Annotated in this window: 16 protein-coding genes and 1 pseudogene; 8 read left to right on the top strand and 9 right to left on the bottom strand. The window is 64.3% G+C overall.

Annotated features, from left to right (window positions below; translation table 11 throughout):
* Positions 1-50: 50 nt before the first annotated feature.
* The 3 genes from ACVJ5M_RS22225 (at position 51) to ACVJ5M_RS22215 (ending at position 4277) form a co-directional block, all read left to right on the top strand.
* Complete coding sequence (locus ACVJ5M_RS22225) at positions 51-1184, top strand: glycosyltransferase family 4 protein (protein WP_354098902.1); 1134 nt, start codon at positions 51-53, stop codon at positions 1182-1184.
* Positions 1185-1305: 121 nt separating this feature from the next.
* Positions 1306-2856: an undecaprenyl-phosphate glucose phosphotransferase gene (locus ACVJ5M_RS22220; protein WP_354098901.1), complete on the top strand. Its 1551-nt coding sequence runs from the start codon at positions 1306-1308 to the stop codon at positions 2854-2856.
* A gap of 164 nt (positions 2857-3020) precedes the next feature.
* Positions 3021-4277 (top strand): O-antigen ligase family protein, encoded by a 1257-nt coding sequence (locus ACVJ5M_RS22215; RefSeq protein ID WP_354077596.1) that lies wholly within the window; start codon positions 3021-3023, stop codon positions 4275-4277.
* Here ACVJ5M_RS22215 and ACVJ5M_RS22210 read toward each other — a convergent pair.
* Positions 4246-4722: a MarR family transcriptional regulator gene (locus tag ACVJ5M_RS22210; RefSeq protein ID WP_354077793.1), complete on the bottom strand. Its 477-nt coding sequence runs from the start codon at positions 4720-4722 to the stop codon at positions 4246-4248. The genes ACVJ5M_RS22215 and ACVJ5M_RS22210 overlap by 32 nt on opposite strands.
* A gap of 147 nt (positions 4723-4869) precedes the next feature.
* Here ACVJ5M_RS22210 and ACVJ5M_RS22205 point away from each other — a divergent pair, with 147 nt between their 5' ends.
* A complete protein-coding gene (locus ACVJ5M_RS22205; protein ID WP_354100461.1) occupies positions 4870-6066 on the top strand; it encodes an FAD-dependent monooxygenase in 1197 nt (398 codons plus the stop codon).
* Positions 6067-6207: 141 nt separating this feature from the next.
* Here the strand turns inward: ACVJ5M_RS22205 and ACVJ5M_RS22200 are convergent, their stop codons facing one another.
* Genes ACVJ5M_RS22200 through ACVJ5M_RS22185 form a run of 4 tightly spaced genes read right to left on the bottom strand, consistent with a single transcriptional unit; the run spans position 6208 to position 10136 of the window.
* Entirely contained in the window at positions 6208-7383 is a 1176-nt protein-coding gene (locus tag ACVJ5M_RS22200; RefSeq protein ID WP_354098900.1) for a saccharopine dehydrogenase family protein, read from the bottom strand.
* A gap of 5 nt (positions 7384-7388) precedes the next feature.
* Complete coding sequence (locus tag ACVJ5M_RS22195; protein ID WP_354098899.1) at positions 7389-8567, bottom strand: saccharopine dehydrogenase family protein; 1179 nt, start codon at positions 8565-8567, stop codon at positions 7389-7391.
* Positions 8568-8576: 9 nt separating this feature from the next.
* Positions 8577-9359, bottom strand: coding sequence for a DUF169 domain-containing protein (locus tag ACVJ5M_RS22190; protein WP_166342045.1), 783 nt, complete (start codon positions 9357-9359; stop codon positions 8577-8579).
* A gap of 60 nt (positions 9360-9419) precedes the next feature.
* A complete protein-coding gene (locus tag ACVJ5M_RS22185; RefSeq protein ID WP_354098898.1) occupies positions 9420-10136 on the bottom strand; it encodes a YdcF family protein in 717 nt (238 codons plus the stop codon).
* A gap of 232 nt (positions 10137-10368) precedes the next feature.
* Here ACVJ5M_RS22185 and ACVJ5M_RS22180 point away from each other — a divergent pair, with 232 nt between their 5' ends.
* From ACVJ5M_RS22180 to ACVJ5M_RS22170, 3 genes are all read left to right on the top strand, one after another.
* Positions 10369-11310 (top strand): acetamidase/formamidase family protein, encoded by a 942-nt coding sequence (locus tag ACVJ5M_RS22180; protein ID WP_354100460.1) that lies wholly within the window; start codon positions 10369-10371, stop codon positions 11308-11310.
* A gap of 200 nt (positions 11311-11510) precedes the next feature.
* Positions 11511-11708: a hypothetical protein gene (locus ACVJ5M_RS22175; protein ID WP_007603456.1), complete on the top strand. Its 198-nt coding sequence runs from the start codon at positions 11511-11513 to the stop codon at positions 11706-11708.
* Positions 11709-11780: 72 nt separating this feature from the next.
* Complete coding sequence (locus ACVJ5M_RS22170; RefSeq protein ID WP_063982926.1) at positions 11781-12284, top strand: GcrA family cell cycle regulator; 504 nt, start codon at positions 11781-11783, stop codon at positions 12282-12284.
* Between the two features lie 268 nt (positions 12285-12552).
* Here ACVJ5M_RS22170 and ACVJ5M_RS22165 read toward each other — a convergent pair.
* Positions 12553-14083 (bottom strand): annotated as a pseudogene (locus ACVJ5M_RS22165) (porin).
* A gap of 407 nt (positions 14084-14490) precedes the next feature.
* Between ACVJ5M_RS22165 and ACVJ5M_RS22160 the strand changes: the two are divergent.
* Positions 14491-14997, top strand: a complete 507-nt coding sequence (locus ACVJ5M_RS22160; protein WP_028152624.1) for a MarR family winged helix-turn-helix transcriptional regulator — start codon at positions 14491-14493, stop codon at positions 14995-14997.
* Positions 14998-15113: 116 nt separating this feature from the next.
* On the opposite strand, the gene ACVJ5M_RS22155 is transcribed toward ACVJ5M_RS22160, so the two are convergent.
* The 3 genes from ACVJ5M_RS22155 to ACVJ5M_RS22145 form a co-directional block, all read right to left on the bottom strand.
* Positions 15114-16232: an alpha/beta hydrolase family protein gene (locus ACVJ5M_RS22155; RefSeq protein ID WP_028152625.1), complete on the bottom strand. Its 1119-nt coding sequence runs from the start codon at positions 16230-16232 to the stop codon at positions 15114-15116.
* Between the two features lie 309 nt (positions 16233-16541).
* On the bottom strand, positions 16542-17513 hold the full coding sequence (locus ACVJ5M_RS22150) for an SDR family NAD(P)-dependent oxidoreductase (protein ID WP_071913278.1): 972 nt from the start codon (positions 17511-17513) through the stop codon (positions 16542-16544).
* Between the two features lie 144 nt (positions 17514-17657).
* On the bottom strand, positions 17658-18566 hold the full coding sequence (locus ACVJ5M_RS22145; protein ID WP_208070759.1) for a dihydrodipicolinate synthase family protein: 909 nt from the start codon (positions 18564-18566) through the stop codon (positions 17658-17660).
* Between the last annotated feature and the right edge of the window lie 6 nt (positions 18567-18572).

The following is an 18572-nucleotide window of genomic DNA, read 5'->3' as shown; positions in this document are numbered from 1 at the left end:
GATATTTCGAGAATTGTTCGAGCATTCGCCGTCGAGCGCTGGTTCTGATCATGCCCCCCTCTCCCGACCGGCCGCTCCGCATCCTGCACGCCGTGCGCGCTCCCGTGGGTGGCATCTTCCGCCACATCCTCGATCTCGCCAACGGTCAGGTCGATCGCGGTCATCACGTCGGGATTCTTGCCGATAGCCTCACCGGCGGTGAGCGCGCGGACAAGGCGCTGGCCGAGCTCGCGCCGCGGCTGAAGCTCGGCGTGCACCGGCTGGCGATCCGCCGCGAACCGTCGCCTGACGATTTTCTGGTGTGGCTGCGGATGCGGCGCCTGATCGCCGCGCTCAAGCCCGACGTCACGCACGGCCACGGAGCCAAGGCCGGCGCCTTCGTCCGCATGCGGCGGCGATCCAACGACACCATCCGCATCTACACCCCGCATGGCGGCTCGCTGCACTATCCCCTCAACACCTTCAAGGGCGAGTTTTACGCGCGGCTCGAACGCACGCTGATGGACGCGACGGACCTGTTCCTGTTCGAGAGCGCGTTTGCGCGCGACACCTATCAGCGCATCGTCGGCACGCCCAAGGGCGTGGTGCATTGCGTCTTTAATGGCGTGACGCCGGAAGAATTCGAGCCAGTTAGCATCGCCGACGATGCCACCGATCTCGCTTATGTCGGCGAGTTCAGGCACATCAAGGGCGCGGATTTGCTGGTCGATGCGGTGGCGCGCCTGCACGAGGGCGGCAAGAAGGTCACGCTCACGCTCGGCGGCGACGGCGAGGAGACGGCGGCGCTGAAGGCGCAGGTCGACAAGCTCGGTCTCTCCAGCGCCATCCGCTTCATCGGTCACGTCAAGGCGCGCTACGGCTTCTCCAAGGGGCGGCTGCTGGTCGTGCCCTCGCGCGGCGATTCAATGCCGTACGTCGTTATCGAGGCTGGAGCTGCCGGCATTCCCATGATCGCGGCCCGCGTCGGCGGCATCCCCGAGATTTTTGGGCATGACAGCCCGGCGCTGTTTGCGCCGAGCAACGCCGAGGCCATGGCCGAAGCGATCGCGGCCGCCCTCGACGATCCGCAGGCGACTGAACAGCGCGCATCCGCCCTGCGCGAGCGCATCTCCGCGCGTTTCTCCCAGCAGGCGATGGTTGACGGCGTGCTCGCGGGTTATCGCGACGCATTTGCCAATCATTAACCATCCTTAAGACCGCTTTAGAGAATCTTCCGATTTGTCCGATAATCGACGTGCCAGGGGATGCTCGCCCGGGGCGCAACGCTGCGACCCGCGGGTTTTTTTGGAATGGACGTGGACACCCGTGGAACCGCTCAACGCACGCTCGATGCTCGACGCCGCGACCAGCGCCGCGGCGAAGCCGGTTGACCAACCCTTTGTGGAGCGCCGTCGCCGGCTCTCGCCCGCCGCGCTCGACGTCGTCAACCAGAAGGTCGCCCGCGCCTATTCGCCGATCGTGATCACCGGCTTCGTCCGCTTGGCCGATTTCGCCCTGCTGAACCTCGTCGGCATCGCGCTCTATGTCGGCTATGTCATGCCGCTCGCCGGCTCCTTCAGCTGGGTTTATCCCGCGCAGATCATCGCCGTCGCGGTCGCCGCCGTGGTCTGCTTCCAGGCCGCCGACATCTATCAGGTGCAGCTGTTCCGCGGTCAGCTCCGGCAGATGACGCGAATGATCTCCTCCTGGTCGTTCGTCTTCCTGCTGTTCATCGGCGTATCCTTCTTCGCCAAGTTCGGCAGCGAAATGTCGCGGCTGTGGCTTGCCGCCTTCTACTTCCTCGGGCTCGCCGCGCTCATCTCCCAACGTCTGGTGCTGCGCTCGCTGGTGCGCGCCTGGGCACGCCAGGGCCGGCTCGACCGCCGCACCATTGTCGTTGGCTCCGACAGCAACGGCGAGCAACTGGTCGAGGCGCTGAATGCCCAGGAGGATTCCGACATCCACGTACTCGGCGTGTTCGACGACCGCAACGACAGTCGCGCGCTCGACACCTGCGCCGGCGCGCGCAAGCTCGGCAAGGTCGACGACATCGTCGAATTCGCCCGCCGCACCCGGGTCGATCTCGTGCTGTTCGCGCTGCCGATCTCGGCGGAGACGCGCATCCTGGAGATGTTGAAGAAGCTCTGGGTGCTGCCTGTCGACATCCGGCTCTCCGCGCACACCAACAAGCTGCGTTTCCGTCCCCGCTCCTATTCCTACCTCGGCGAGGTGCCGACGCTCGACGTGTTCGAGGCGCCGATCACCGACTGGGACCTGGTGATGAAGTGGCTGTTCGACCGCATCGTCGGTGGCCTCGCGCTGCTCGCAGCCCTGCCGGTGATGGGACTGGTGGCGCTGGCGGTGAAGCTCGACAGCCCCGGCCCGGCGCTGTTCCGCCAGAAGCGCTTCGGCTTCAACAACGAGCGCATCGACGTCTACAAATTCCGCTCGATGTACCACCATCAGGCCGACCCGACCGCCTCCAAGGTCGTGACCAAGAACGATCCGCGCGTCACCTGCGTCGGCCGCTTCATCCGCAAGACCAGCCTCGACGAGCTGCCGCAGCTCTTCAACGTGGTGTTCTCGGGCAATCTGTCCCTGGTCGGCCCGCGTCCGCATGCGGTGCAGGGCAAGCTCCAGAGCCGTCTGTTCGACGAAGCCGTCGACGGCTATTTCGCTCGTCACCGCGTCAAGCCCGGCATCACCGGCTGGGCCCAGATCAACGGCTGGCGCGGCGAGATCGACAATGAAGAGAAGATCCAGAAGCGCGTCGAATTCGACCTCTACTACATCGAGAACTGGTCGGTGCTGTTCGACCTCGTCATTCTCCTGAAGACGCCGGTCTCGCTGCTGACCAAGAACGAGAACGCGTATTGAGTTTTGTCGTACCCGAGCCTCACTGTCATCGCCCGGCTTGACCGGGCGATCCAGTAATCGCCGGCAGTAGCAGCTGCCACGAACGGCTCAGAGTACTGGATGCCCCGCTTTCGCGGGGCATGACGTCGGAAGTTGTGTGCGTGTACGAGTAGCGTGAGCGTGTGATGGCGTATGCGGCAACAGCCGGGGAGATGAATGCAGCGGTTCGCGCTGCGCCCGGCGTACTGGCCATCCAGCGCGCGCTGGTGTGGCTGGCCGGCGCCTCCGGCGCCATCGTCTTCATCGAGCCAAGCCCCTACGAGATCGTGACGCTGCTGGCCGCCGTCACCTTCTTCGCGACCGGCCTGCGCCTGCGGCTCGTGCTGATGCCGCTGATCCTGATGATGGTCCTGCTCAATGTCGGCTACACGATCAGCGCGGTCCCGCTGTACGAACAGTCCGAGGTGGCGAGCTGGATTGCGACCTCCTGGTACATGGCGGTCACTGTCGTGTTCTTCGCGATGGTCACCTCGGAAGACACCGCGGCCCGGCTCGACATGCTCCGCCGCGGCCTCGTGGTCGGCGCGATGGTCGCCTCGCTGTCGGCGGTCGCCGGCTACTTCCATCTGGTTCCCGGCGGAGACGATCTCCTCACACTCTACGGGCGCGCGCGCGGCACGTTCAAGGATCCGAACGTGCTCGGCGCCTTCCTGATCCTGCCGGCGCTGTTCGCGCTCCAGAGCGTGGTCTCCGACAAGTTTGCCAAGGCGTTCCGCAACGTCATCGCCTTCGGCATCATGTCGCTGGCGATCCTGCTCGCGTTCTCCCGCGCCGCCTGGGGCGGACTGGTGCTGACCTCCGCCTTCATGCTGGCGCTGATGGTGCTGACCAGCCGCACCAACGCGCAGCGCTCGCGCATCGTCGTCATGGCGATCGTTGCCGCGGTGCTGGGCCTCGCGCTGATCGCGGTGCTGCTGTCATTCGATTCCACCGCCGAGATGTTCAAGCAGCGCGCAAGCTTCGACCAGAGCTATGACGAAGGCCGCTTCGGCCGGTTCGGCCGGCACATCCTCGGCGCGGAGATGGCGCTCGACCTGCCGTTCGGCATCGGCCCCCTGCAATTCCACCGCTACTTCCCCGAGGACACCCACAACTCCTACCTCAACGCCTTCATGTCCGGCGGCTGGCTCTCCGGCGTGTGCTATCCCGCGCTAGTCTTCACCACCGTAATCATGGGTATCAGGCACATCTTCGTCCGTGTGCCCTGGCAGCGCGCTTATCTCGCCATCTTCTCCGCCTTCGTCGGCACCGTCGGCGAGAGCTTCGTGATCGACACCGACCACTGGCGGCACTTCTGGATGATGCTGGGCGCGATGTGGGGCATGATCGCGGCTGCGCAGGCTTACAAGATCAAGTCTCGCGACGAAGTTTCTTCAGCTTGAGATCGGGCCGCTTTTCCGGCGGCGTGTCGAGAAGTCCCTTCAGCGCCTCGGTTGCCGCGAGCACGCCCTTGTAGCCCTCCGTCGCGAAGCGCAGCAGCAGGCGCAGCTCTTCGTCGGAATAGGCGCCGAACACCTTCTCCATCGCCTGCTGCATCGGCACATAGAGCTGGCCGATCTTCATCGCCTGCTCCGGCACGACGGAAATGAAGACCTTGCGGCGGTCTTGCTCGTCCCGCTCGCGGCGTACCAGCCCGGCCTTCTCGAGTCGGTCCACCACGCCGGTGATGGCGCCCGTCGTCAGCCCCGTGACCTCGGCGAGCCGGCCCGCGGTGACGCGGCCCTCCAGATAGAGGATGTCCATGCATTCGAGGTCGGAGTTGGCAATTCCGGCAACGTTCGCAACCGTTTGGCCATAGAGCACGCCCTGCGCGGACGACCGGCGCATCGCCTCCTCGAACTCCTGCAGCAGCGCCGCGCGCGCCTTCGTCCTTGACAAGGCCGACCTCATATCTTAGTCGATATATATCTTAGTCAGTAAGAGATTTAGCAACCGTAATTTCTCCTAGCACCACGGAAACGTCGGGAGCAAGCCATGTCCAACCGTCCCCGCAAGGCCCTGATCATTGGCGCCGGCATCGCCGGGCCCGTCACCGCGATCCTGCTGCGCCGCGCCGGCATCGAATCCGCGATCTACGAGGCCTGGCCTTATTCGAAAGGCATCGGCGGCGGCCTCCAGATCGCACCGAACGGCATGCATGTGCTGGACGAGATCGGGCTCGCGAACGAGCTGATCAGCCGCGGCTCGATCGCCGAATCCTTCGACTTCTATTCGCAGAGCGGCGAACGGCTCGGCTCGATCAACCGTGATATGGCGCGGCGCTTCGGTCAGCCGGCAGTGAACGTCTGCCGCGCCACGCTGAACGAAATCCTGATCGACAAGGCCTGGTGCGCCTGCGTCTCGCTCTATTTCGAGAAGCGCCTGATCAAGATCGAGGACCGCGGCGACCAGCCGATCATCGCCTACTTCTCCGACGGCACCACGGCAGAAGGCGACTTCCTGATCGGCGCCGACGGCGTGCACTCGGTCGTGCGCCGCCAGGTCGTGCCGGACGGTCCGCAACCGTTCGACACCGGGCTGATCGGGTTCGGCGGCTTCGTGCCGCACACCGTCCTCGATGGCAGGCCGATCGGCCGGCACGTCGAGACAACGTTCGGCAAGAGCGGCTTCTTCGGTTACGGCTATTGCAGCCCGGATCCGAACGACGGCGTGATGTGGTGGAGCACACAGCCCGCGCACGGCATGGACGCGGCGATGTTCCGCGCGCTCGACCACGCGACGCTGAAACAGCATCTGCGCGGCTTCCATCACGGCTGGCACGATCCGATCCCCGACATCATCGACGCGGCCGAGAACATCGTGGTCACCGACACGCTCGACGTCGCGACCTTGCCGACCTGGTCGCGCAAGCGCTCGCTGCTGATCGGCGATGCCGCGCATGCGACCAGCCCCCACGCGGGCCAGGGCGCTTCGCTCGCACTCGAGGATGCGATGCGGCTCGCGCGGCTGATGCAGGAGGGCCAGGAGCTCGGCGCCACCTTCCAGGCCTTCGAGGCCGAGCGGCGCCCGCGCACCGAAAAGATCGTCGCGATGGCGCGCCGCAACGGCAACAGCAAGCGCGAGTTCAGCGCCACCGGTGCATGGGTCCGCAATCAGATGATGAAATGGCTGTTGCCGCTGGGATCGAAGAGCATGGAGTTCATGTACGCGTATGATGCGCGGGCGGCGTAGCGGCAATCTCACTGTCATCGCCCGCGAAGGCGGGCGATCCAGTACGCCGCCGCCTCTCGATTCAACAACACTGTCTCTGGAATACTGGGTCGCCCGGTCAAGCCGGGCGACGACACCGTCATTTAAGCACGCAAAAGCCGCCTACCCCTCCACCTCGAACCTCAGCCCTGCATTCTCCCGCAGCCGCCTGATCAGCTTGTGCTGCATCGCTGCGCCCGGCGTCCAGAGACCAGCCGGGACATCAGGCGTGTCGCGCAACAGGCAGATCGCGCATTCGGAAACCATCTTCGCCGTTGAGGCATAGCCGGGATCGAGATCGCCCTTCACCGCCGCGCGAACCTGACGGCCGTCGGGCGCGATCGCGACATAGAGCAGGTCGTAATGACCGTTGTCGCACTCTTCCTTCGATGGCCCCTCGCCGGGCTTGAGCGCTTTGGGGCCGGTCTTTTCGCTATTGGCGGCCATGACGAGCTTCGCGTCGGCCTGCCCTTCGTCCCCCGTCCCCGTCAGCACCATCTCGTCGTAGACGAAATCCCGGCCATACGGGAATCCCATCAGCATGTTGGAGCGATGGACGTTGCGCGTGTTCAGCGTCGCCATAGCAAACGGGGCGGACCAGGATTGCAGGTCTTCCTCGAAAACGGGCTTGTTGCCGCGCGGCTGTTTCGGCCCCTCGAAGCCGGGCGTGAATGCGAAGGGGTCCTTGAGGATCGACACCAGGCTGAGATCCTGCGCGACTGCTTCGAAGGTAACCCTCGCGCTCGCCGAGGTGCCGCCGGAGAACTTCCAGCTGAGGTCGCGGACGCGCCCCTTGACGCGCGGCGCCGGCGCTCCGAACACGCGACGGGCTTCCTCCTGCACGAAGAACGCACCGAGCTCGAACGGGATGGAATCGAAGCCGCAGGAGAACATGATGCGCGCGCCGCTCGCCTTCGCCGCCGCGTCATGCCTGTCGATCATCTGCTTCAGCCAGATCGGCTCGCCGCAGAGATCCATGTAGTCGGTGCCCGACGCGACGCAGGCGGCGAGCAGATCGGAACCATAAAGCTGGTAGGGACCGACCGTTGTGACCACCAGCTTCGCCTGATCGACCATCGCGCGCAACGACGCAGGATCGGCTGCGTCCGCCGCGATCAGCGGCGTGTCAGCGGATGCGCTGATCGCATCGCGAACGGAGGCGAGCTTGTCCCTGCTGCGCCCGGCCATCGCCCATGTCGGCGCGCCGTCACCGGCATAGCTTGCAGCGAGATATTCGGCGACGAGCTGGCCGGTGTATCCCGTTGCGCCGTAGACGACGATGTCGAACTTCGCGGACACGGACCTTACGCTTCCACTCCGAACGTCAGCCCAGCATTGTCCCGCAGCCGCTTGATCAGCTTGTGCTGCATCGCCGCGCCCGGTGTCCAGAATCCGGCCGGGACGTCTGTCACATCGCGCAACAGGCACATCGCGCATTCGGAGATCATCTTCGAGGTCGAGCCGTAGCCGGGATCGCGGTCGCCGGTGACACCTGCGCGGACCATGCGGCCGTCGGGCGCGATCGCGACATAGAGCAGGTCGAAGCGGCCGTTCTCCCGCTCTTCCTTCGACGGCCCCTCGCCCGGCTTCGGCGCGTTCGGACCGGTCTTCTCGGCGTTGGCGGCCACCACGCGCTGCGCGTTGGCTTCGCCCTTCTCGCCGGGACCCGTCAGAACCATCTCGTCGTAGACGAAGTCCTGGCCGTAGGGAAAGCCCATCAGCATGTTGGAGCGGTGGACATTGCGCGTGTTGATCAGTGCCATCATGAACGGCGCGGCCCAGGATTGCAGGTCCTCCTCGAGCAGCGACCTGTTGCCCTTCGGTTGCTTCGGGCCGGTGAAGCCCGGCGTCAACGCGAACGGATCGTTCAGGATCGCGATCAGGCTGATGTCCTTGGCGACCGCATCGAAGGTCGCCTTGGCGCTCGCCGCGGTGCCGCCCGAGAGCGTGCCGCGCATGTCGCGCACGCGGCCTTTCACACGCGAGGCCGGAGCGCCGAACACGCGTTTGGCCTCTTCCTGCACGACAAACGCGCCGAGCTCGAACGGCACGGAATCGAAGCCGCAGGAAAACACGATACGCGCACCGCTCTCTTTCGCTGCCGCCTCGTACTTGTCGATCATCTGTCGCATCCAGATCGGTTCGCCGCAGAGATCGAAATAATCGGTGCCGGTGGCGACGCAGGCCGCGAGCAATTCCTCGCCATAGAGCTGATACGGGCCGACGGTGGTGATCACCGACATCGTCTGCTCCGCCATCGCCTTCAGCGAGGCCGCGTCCGCCGCATCCGCGACAATCAGCGGCGTATTCCCGGGCGCGCCGATCGCGTCGCGTACCGACTTGAGCTTGCCGAGGCTACGGCCTGCCATCGCCCATTTGAGCGCGTGGTCGCCCTTGTAATGCTGAGTCAGATATTCGGCGACGAGCTGGCCGGTGAAGCCGGTCGCACCGTAGACGACGATGTCGAATTTCGCTGAGCTCATGGTCGACCTTTATTTCTTCGCGTAACTCACGCCCATGCCGGCGCGGACGTCGCTTTGAATCCCATAGGGCGGAATCGGATAGCGCAGGCCGTTCTTGGCCAGCGCCTTCATGCCTTCGATCGCCTTGGCAAGATGCGAGGGCTTCAAGGCCATCAGCATCTCCTCGTCCGGCACGCCGCCATAGCGCCGTTCGGCATAGCATGGCAAGGACAGGCTGGGCTCGCCGGTTTTCAGCGCCCGCCCCCAGGAATCGGCGCAGGCGGTCTCACCGACCACCCCCCATTCGAACTTCTTGTAGCCGGTATATTGCAGCCCGTTGATCAGAATGATCATCTGCCCCGGCGTTGCATAGACCAGGCAGATGTCGGGCGGATCGAGCCGCCCGCTCGCGAGCGGACTGACCGCAAGCGCCTGATACTGCCCGAACGGAACCACGTCCAGCGCCTCCTGGCGCTTGCGCGCGTCCTCGGCGGTGCCGTGCCAGACCCCGACATAGTTTTCGCCGGCGAGCCATTTTTCGTCCTGCGGCGCAAGCCCGATCACTGCGCGACACTGCGCACCGACAAGATCGTCGGCGGTGATGCCGACCGTCCAGCCCAGACGTGCAGCCATGCTGACGATCTGGTCGGTGGTGTGGACCGCGTTCGGCCGCCGGATTTTCGGGATCGCCTCCATGTCGGCGGCGCTCGCGAACAGCTTCATGCCGATCACCGTCGTCTTCAGCCGCAGCAGGCTGTTGAGGTCGGCGACGAGGCCGGCAAGATCGATCCTGTCTGCGCTCTGCTGCTGCATGGCGTCCTCCCGACCGACGATCGCGCGCCGGTACTCTGTTCTTGTTCTGCGGCTCCCGTTTTAGTCCTTGCCCGGTCCCGGAAGCAACTCGCCGGTCCGCCCCATGATGCGATACGCCAAAAGGCCGATCCATTCGCGCACGGCGACGTCGGTCTTGCCGAGACCATCGGCCCCATTGCGGGTGAAGGCGAAGAGCGCGTCGCGCTCGCCCATCCGCCAATCCACCGGATAGGCTTCGACATCGAACCCGGCCTTGCGGAAAATGCCCATCGCGCGCGGCATGTGGAAAGCCGACGTGACCAGAAGCCAGCGTTCGCCCGGCTTCGGCGTCACCAGCTGCTTCGTGAAGATGGCGTTCTCCCAGGTGTTGCGGGACTCGCGCTCGAGGATCAGGCGCTCCTTCGGTATGCCCAGGCTTTCCAGGATCGGCGCGGTGTAGTCGGCCTCCCTCGCCTCCGTCGCGACCAGGTTCGCCGAGCCGCCGGTGAAGACGATGCGCGCGTTCGGATAGCGCCGCGCGAGGTCGGCCGGCGCCAGCATGCGATCGGCCGCGTGCGCAACCACGGGCGTGCGATGCGCCGCCGACAGATCGGTGTCGATCGAGCCGCCGAGCACGATGATGCCGTCGGGGGCGCCTCGCGACGGGTCCCACGCCGGGAAACGCGACTCCAGCGGATAGAGCAGAAGATTGCCGATCGGCGAGAACGCGACCAGCGCCAGCAGCACCAGCGTGGTCACGGCAAGCTTGCGGCCGACTGCAGCAAACCGCGTCGCCATCAGCAGCAGCGACAGGATTCCGAGCTCGATCAGGAGATTGATCGGCAGCAGAGCGGTGCCGAGGGTCTTGGAAAGAACGAAATACAGGGGAGCCTCGCTGGAATGATCGTGCCGGGCTTGACCGGCCCGTCCATCTTCAGAAATCTTCTTGAAAGAGGATCGATCGCCCGGTCAAGCCCGGGCATAACAGGTTCTCATGACGAGTTCTGATGAAACCGATTGGACGCGGCCAATGACCCATCACCACCTGCATTCAAGCCCCGAGACCTGCCATTGGGGCTTCTTCGAAGCCGCGCTCAAACCCGTCCTCACCGTCAAAAGCGGCGATGAGGTGACGGTCGACACCATCAGCGGCGGGCCCGACATGCTGCCCGACCGCACCAAATTTCACATTCCGCCGGAGATGCTCGAGGTTCACGCCAAAAACGAGCGCATGCTGCCCGGCCACATCCTCACCGGCCCGATCGCAGTCGAGGGCGCCGAGCCCGGTGATGTGCTCGCAGTCGAGATCCTCGACGTCCAGCTCCGGCAGGATTGGGGCTGGAACATGATCAAGCCGCTGTCCGGCACCCTGCCCGACGATTTCCACGAAACGCGCATCCTGAACATCCCGCTCGACCGGTCGCGGATGGTCGGCCGCATGCCCTGGGGCCTCGATCTGCCGCTCAAGCCGTTCTTCGGCGTGATGGGCGTCTCGCCGCCGCCGGCCTGGGGCCGCATCTCCTCGCTCGTGCCGCGCGCGATGGGCGGCAGTCTCGACAACAAGGAGCTCGGGGCCGGTGCGACGCTCTTTTTGCCGGTGTTCGTCCCGGGCGCGATGTTCTCCTGCGGCGACGGCCATGGTGTGCAGGGCGACGGCGAGGTCTGCGTCACCGCGATCGAGACCGCGCTCCAGGGCCGCTTCCGCCTGACGCTGCGCAAGGATCTCAGGTTCGACTATCCGCGCGCCGAAACGGCGACGCATTACATGACCATGGCCATGGACCCCGACCTCGACCAGTGTGCGGTGCGCGCGCTGCGCGACATGATCGTGCTGCTCGGCGAGACGCGAAACCTGTCGCGCGAGGACGCCTACACGCTGTGCAGCCTGGCCGCCGACCTGCGGGTGACGCAGACCGTCAACGGCTGCAAGGGCATCCATTGCATGATCGAAAAGGCGATCGTGCACGGCTAGCCACACCCGCCTGCCCGGACCCGTCTCCACTCCGCCTCCGCTCGGCATCCCGCGCGGCGCGCGGAGCTGCGCCTGATTTCCCGAGCGATTCCAATGAGCTGAAACACCGGTCTTGCCCGGATTTGACTCCCACCCCTGAACCTAAATAGAGTCTTAATCGTTACTTTTATGTACCCGAGTAAGAGGCTAGCGTTCGGGCCATGGCCACCGAAAAAGCCGAGACTGACCGCATTCCCGTAACCTTGGCGCTCTCGACCATCACCTATCTGGAAAAACTGGTGAGACAGGGCACCCACGGCACCAGCGTTCCCGGCGTCGCACGCACTCTGATCGAGGAAGGCATCCGTCTCGCCATCAAGGACGGCCTTTTGTCGATTCGCGACAACGGCAGAACGTGAGGGCGCGCCGGACGTGAGGCGGACGGATCTCGAGAGGCGGATGGCCGACATCTGCAACCTGGGACCGTTACAATGCCTGTTCTCTCACCAACTTCTTCACCGACTGCTTCTTCACCGACTTGGACCAACGAACGAATTGAGCTTCTGAAGCAGCACTTCGAGGCCGGCCTCACCTGCAGCGAGATCGCCGCCGACATCGGCGTCAGCCGCAACGCGGTGATCGGCAAGCTGTCCCGGCTCAATCTCACGCGCGGCAGGACGAGCGACGAGCGCAAGCTCGAGCGGAGCCTCGCGCCGCGGCGCGGGACGAGAGCCGTACCGCGGCTGCAATATGAGATGCTCGCCACGATCTACGGCGACACCGATACACCTGTGGTCGCGGGTCCGATCGACGATGCCAACCGCTGCTCGCTGCTGGAGCTCGCCGAGAATCGCTGCCGCTGGCCGATCTCGACGCCGGGCGCAGACGACTTCTGCTTCTGCGGCAATACCGCGCCCGACGGCCAGTCCTACTGCGTCGGCCACAGCCGCCTCGCCTACCGGCCGAACTCGCGCGCCCGTGTGATGCGCGGCTGAAGGAAAATCCCAAAACGAAAAACCTCCGGCGGGGCATCACCGGAGGTTTCTGGAGGCTTAGCATGAAGCTAAGAGCCGTGACTTTCGTAATCGGCTGAAAACAAGATAGCTGATCAACTCAGGTAAGTAAATAAGTTTGAGGGCGATCGATTCGCATAGCTCGTCTTCGTCGTTTGCAACGTGTTGCCGGATTTTCCGAAGGCCGCTTTCATGAAAAAGCCCCGGCGGTTTCCCGCCGGGGCTCTATCAGATCGGAACGGTCTTCAGCTTACCAGTTGCGCTGGGCGCGCAGCAGCAGGCTGTAGGTGTCCTGGTCCTTCAGCTCGTAGGTTGCCGCAGGCTTGGCAACCGACGCCAGCGCCGGGGTGGTGATCACGCCCGAGTACTTCTGGTCGAGGTGGCTGTAGACGAAGTCAGCCGAGAAGGTCAGGTTCTTGACCGGCGTCCAGCGGGTGATGACGCCGATCTGGCCGATGTTGAAGTCCGGGTTGCAGGTGCCGGTCAGCGAGGCGAACGCAGCGCTGCCGCAGATCAGGCCCTTCGCCGTGCCGCTGTAGTTGACCGCAGCCCACGCGCCGTAGAGCGCCGTATTCCAGTACGGGTTCCAGTTGTGGGTGTAGGCACCACGGAAACCGTAGGTCTTGGTCAGCTCGAGCTGGCCGTTGGGACCGAACACCGCGTCAGACACGCCGGCAAAGCCGATGCTCTGATACGCGCTGCCCGAACCGCCGAACATCGAGTAGCTGGTCGCCGCCAGCGACTGGAAAGTTGTAGCGGCTCGCGCCGTCGGTATAGACGCCCGAGATGTTGATCACGTCGCCAGCACCGGTCGGGATGTTCTTGATCTGCAGAGCTAGCTGAACGGCCCAGCCCCACTTGTCTTCCGGATGACCGGTGACTTCGGACGCGCCGTAGTAGGCGACGTGGTTGTCGTGCGCAGCCACCGACGCCTGGAACAGGCCCCAGGCCTGGTCGACACGAACCATGCCGACGATGTCGGGCGACCTAGTGCCGCCGATATCGTTCGAGCCGTAAGCACCGCCGAGGACGCCGCTGGTGGACATGCCGGCGGTGTTCCAGATGTTGGTCGTGAAGAACTGGGTCTGGTCCTGCGCCGAAACGGTCGCGGTCACGCCCTGGCCGAAATCGGCCGTGTAGGTGAACTGGGCGACGCCGTTCACGGAGCCGCTGCCACCGACGAGCTGGTCGAAGTTGTTGCCGGGATAGTTGGTCCAGGGCGCGTCGAACTGCGACACGGACTTACCCATGGTGAAGCCGGCGAACTGGATGAACGCATAGTAGACGCCGAGCGTACCACCCGAGATCGTGCCCGAGTTTGCGTTGTTCGGCGCAGACACGCCCGTGCTTCCGAGTTGCGAGTAAACGGTCGCGCCTGTTGCCGAGCCGCTTCCCGTATAGTTATCGGTCGTCCAGGTGAACACCGCGTCAAAGTAAGTGCGAACCACCCCGTACTCAGTCGCGGTACGGGTATCGATGTTGAGGTCCTCGCGAGCGCGCGCCAAATAGTAGTTCGACAGGCGGTTGTTCGCGCCGGAAACACCGTTGTAGGCGGCGCTGTAGTTGCCGCCGGCATTGAGCGCGACTTCAGCACGCAGATAGCCGCCGAGCTTGATGCAGGTGTCGGTGCCCGGGATGTAGTAGAAGCCCGCGCCGTAGAGCGAGCAGATCTTGACGTACTCGACCGCCTTGGCCTTGACCGGAAGATCGGCCGCTTGTGCTCCGCCGACGGCGATCAGACCCGCCGCAGTGCCGAGCAAAAGGCTCTTCACCACTTTCATATAAAACCTCCAAGTTGCTCATTTTACGGAGACCGGACCGTGAGGCCCCCCAGATCCCCGTCTTTTCAAATCCGCTCGGCCGCTTCGCGCTTTTGGACACACCCGCATCGACGCGAGGGACGTGAGCGAACCACCTGCAACGGGACGATTGAGTACCCCCCACCGTCACGGGCCAATATGCCTGCGCCGTTCCGCTAATCAAAATAGTTTATTTAGTCAGCTTTGTTGTTTCACTAAACCTGTGCCCCGCGCGCAACACCGCGAGTGAGGGAATATGCTGAGCTGATCATCTTTGTAGTTTTAGTGACAAAATTACCCTGCTCTGCACTTGCGTCAGGGCAGACTTGCGTGGACTATGGCCGTGCAAGACACCGGCCGGAAAAGAATCAGATCACGGGAGTGACGCTGTGTCAGCGACCAGGAAGGAAGGGGCGCGCCTCCGCTCCATCGGCAATCTCGATATCATCAGGCGTTTCACCTGGGAAATTTCGTCGATCAACATGTATCTGGAGGAGTTGCGTCAGTTCTGGGCGAGAACGCTGGGCATCAGCGGTCCGCAATGGCTGATCCTGATGGCGATCTCCGACCTCGACAAGGACGACGGCGTGCCCGTCAACGTGGTCTCCAAGCTGCTCCACGTCGATCCGTCCTTCGTCACCACCCAGTCCAAGCTGCTGGAGAAGAAGGGCCTGCTGCGGCGGCGGCCCTCGCCGACCGACGCCCGCGTGGTGCGGCTGTCGCTGGTCGAGAAGACGCAGAAGCACATCGCAAGCCTCAACGAGCAGTACAAAACGATCCGCGAATTCGTCTTCCAGGAATTCGACGAGAACGAACTGACCGAATTCACCGGCAAGCTGGCGACGCTGAAGACCCGGCTCGAAAAGGCCTGCGTCAGGATATCCCTCGACTACTAAAACATGATCCGGAAAAGTGCGAAGCGGTTTTCCGAAAAGATCATGCCCAAGCAACAACCTAAATCGCGATGACGATTCATCCCAATCTCATCGCGCTTTAAGACAGCAGGCGGCGTTCAGATCCGCCGCCCCGTGGCGCCCAGTTGCGATTCCAGCCAGTCGAAGATGTATTCGTTGGCAAGGCTGGGATTGTCCGCATGGGCCTGCGCCGCGCCGGTCTCCTGCGCGGTGAACACCTTCAGCACGATGTCGGAGCTGCCGAGTCGCGACTTCTGCACGATCTGGCGCGCCCGGTCGGCCTTGAGCCAGCCGTCCTCGCCGAGCGTGATCAGCACCGGACAGTCGACGCTCGAGGCCATCAACGGCGCCGACGGCACCGGGACGATGCTGAGGTCGCTCATCGCAAAGCGGCTGGCGAAGAAGGATCGTTCGTGCAGGTCCCACAGACCGCCGTCGCAGACGGCCGCGGCGAGCCTCGGCTCCTGCAACACCGCGCGCGCGACGAAGGAAGAGCCCCACCCGTCGGCCACGATGGCGACGCGATCGAAATCGACGTCGCCGCGTGTCTCCAGATAATCCATGACGCTGGCAATCGAGCTCTCGAGGTCGCGGCGCTGCAGGAGCGTGTCGGTATAGTCGTCACGCTGGTCGCCGAGCAGGTCCAGCGCGAGCATCGACAGTCCGCGTTCGCGCGCATGCGGCGCGAGCTTGAACAGGAATTCTTCCTTGCGGTGTCCGGGCTCGCCGATGCAGATCACGGTCGGAGCCCGCTTGCCGGCCGGGGACGCAGGCAGGAAATAGCCTTGCAAAACGTGTCCGTCATCGGCCCAGGGAATCGTGACGACCTCGCCAGCCGGACCGCGCGCGGTGAGGAAGCGGCGCGCGCATTCCTGCATGGCGAGCACCGCGACCCAGCGGCGCTCGTCGGCCTGGTCCAGCGGCATCGCGGCCGCGCCGTAGTAGTTCATCGCCCGCAGCCAGTTGCGCTGCGCGGTCGCCATGTGGCCTTCCGCGAACGCCGCCTCGGCACGCTGCCGGTTGGCTTGCGCCAGCCGCTTCCATTCGCGGTGCCAGGACTGCTCACCGCCCTGCTTGAGCTGCCGCGCGATCATCAGGCATTCTGCGATGGTGGCGCCACCCTCCTGCGCCGCGGTGAGGAGCCGCGTGAATTCAGCGGAAATATCCTCTCTCTCCGGGCAGAGGATCCAGTCGTCGGAGAGGCATGCGGGTATCATCGGAGCTACGCTTTATGATGGCGTTACCCCTGATCGACTAAACTATTTTGGTTCACCAACCAAGCTGCCGTGCGCCGAATGAGACCCGTTTCACATCACCATCGCTTGAACATTGCTTGAACGACGGAGCATGTCGCATGCGTGACATTCCAAATCGTCATAAGGCGTCGGAAAGTGGCAAGAGGTGGCACGTAAAGTTACCTGCGTAACATGTAAATTACCTGTGTAATAATAGGTCCGCACCTCTTGCCATGATGGTCGTCATACCTACATACGCGGACGTTCGTTGACAGTCTCAGCCAAACCGAATCAACCGAGCCGCCAGCCAACTTCCTGCGTAAAGCTTTCATAGAAGGCGCGGTCGTAGGCCTGCTCCGGCGTTGCGCGCACGCGTTCGTCAAGGCGCTTTGCGTCTTCGCCCACAAGAATGCGCCACCGGTCCGCCTTGACCCCGTTGAGGATGATCTTCGCGGCCTGCGCAGCAGTCGTCGGCGCGTCCTCGAGGAAGCTGCGGGCGCGTTCGGCGAACGCAGCCTGGATGTCCTCGTCCGACATCTTGTCAGCATCCGGCACGCCAGCCGCGACCATGCGCTTGCGGGTCAGCGCGACCTCGTCGGCATTGAGCCGCTCCGACCCGTCGGCGCTCTGCACCTTGCGCGAATTGGAGACGATCGAGGTGCCGATATGGCCGGGCATCACCACCGAGCATTTGACATGCGGCGCGTGCAGACGGAGGTCGTTGATCAGCGCTTCGGTAAATCCTTTCACCGCGAACTTCGCCGAGCTGTAGGCGGTGTGCGCCTGCCCCATGCCAATCGAGGCCCAGAAGCCGTTGACGCTCGCCGTGTTGACGATGTGGGCCTCGTCCGCCGCCACCAGCATCGGCAGGAAGGTGCGCACGCCGAGATAGACGCCGCCCCAGCAGATGTTGAAGGTACGCTCCCACTGCTCGCGCGTGTTGGTGAACAGGCTGCCGCCGCCACCGATGCCGGCATTGTTGAACAGGAGATGGATCCGGTCGGTCTTCTGCTGCTCGGCGAGCTCATCGCGAAACCGCTTGAGATGGTCCTCGATCGAGACGTCGGCGACGTGGGTCGTGACCCGCAGGCCCTGCGGCAGCTTCTCGACCTCGCAAAGCCGTTTGGTCTCGGCCATCGCGGCTTCGGAGACGTCGCACATCGCGACATTGCAGCCCTCCGCGACGAGCTGCCGTGCGAGCTCGCGTCCCATCCCCGTGCCGCCGCCGGTGATGACGGCGATCTTTCCTGCAAAATCCTTCATGGGACTTCGGTCCCTCCCCTTGTCGGTATGTTTCTTCACAGCTGGCGCCGCGCATCGCGGCGCGCGCAAAATGTAGCAGCGCCGCATCCGCAGGTAAAAGCGGATCGGCGCTGCCATTCGACATCGATAATTTCGGCCGGCGGACTATTCGGCCGCTTCGACACGCACCCCGTTCAACGCGCCGAGTGCCTCCAGCGCCTTGCGGGTGGCGGCCTGCTGCGCCGGCGAGGCCTCCGGCATCGGTGCGCGCGGATAGGTCCTGGGCAAGCCCTGGAGCGTCTGTGCGTAACGCGTGCAGGCCGGCAGATTGTCGGCGATAACGGCGTTCCACAGCGTCAACAGCTTCTTGTGCAGATCGAGCGCGCGCGGATGGTCGCCCGCCTTCACCGCATCCCACAGCGCGACGGAGGCATGCGGCGCCGCGGTCAGGATCGCGGCGATCGAGCCATGGGCGCCGAGCGTGTAGGACGGATACATGAGGGCATCGACCGCGCTGTAGATCAGCTTGTCCGGCGCCATCATCATGAGATCCGCGAACAGCTTGAGATCGCCCGCGCTCTGCTTGACGCCGACCACCAGCGGCACCTCGGTCATGATCCGCACCAGCAGTGCCGGCGACAGATAGGACCACGGCACCACGTTGTAGATGATGATGGGCATGCCGGTCTCGTCAGCCATGGCGCGGAAGTGCGCGACCATCGCCTCGTCATCGGGCTTGAACAGATAATGCACCGGCGTGACCTGGAGCGCTGCGACATTCATGTCGCGCACGAGCTTGCCGCGGCGGATCGCATCGCGCGTGGAGTCCACGATGATGCCGGCGATCACGGGAATGCGTCCCTTCACCGCCTCGACCGTCGCGGCCATCAGGTCGCGATATTCCTCGTGATCCAGCGTGTGGCCCTCGCCGGTCGAGCCGCCGGCCGCGACGCCATGCGCGCCGGCGCCGATCATCCAGTCGACCTGGGCCGCCACGAGCCCAAGGTCGATCTCGCCGTCCTTCCGGAACGGCGTCGTCATCGGCGGGATCACGCCGGTCGGTCGTGCCTTCATGGTCTG

This window comes from Bradyrhizobium sp. S3.7.6 (assembly GCF_054061875.1).
The sequence above is the reverse complement of the archived record's forward strand: the minus strand, read 5'-3'. Positions and strand labels throughout refer to the sequence as shown.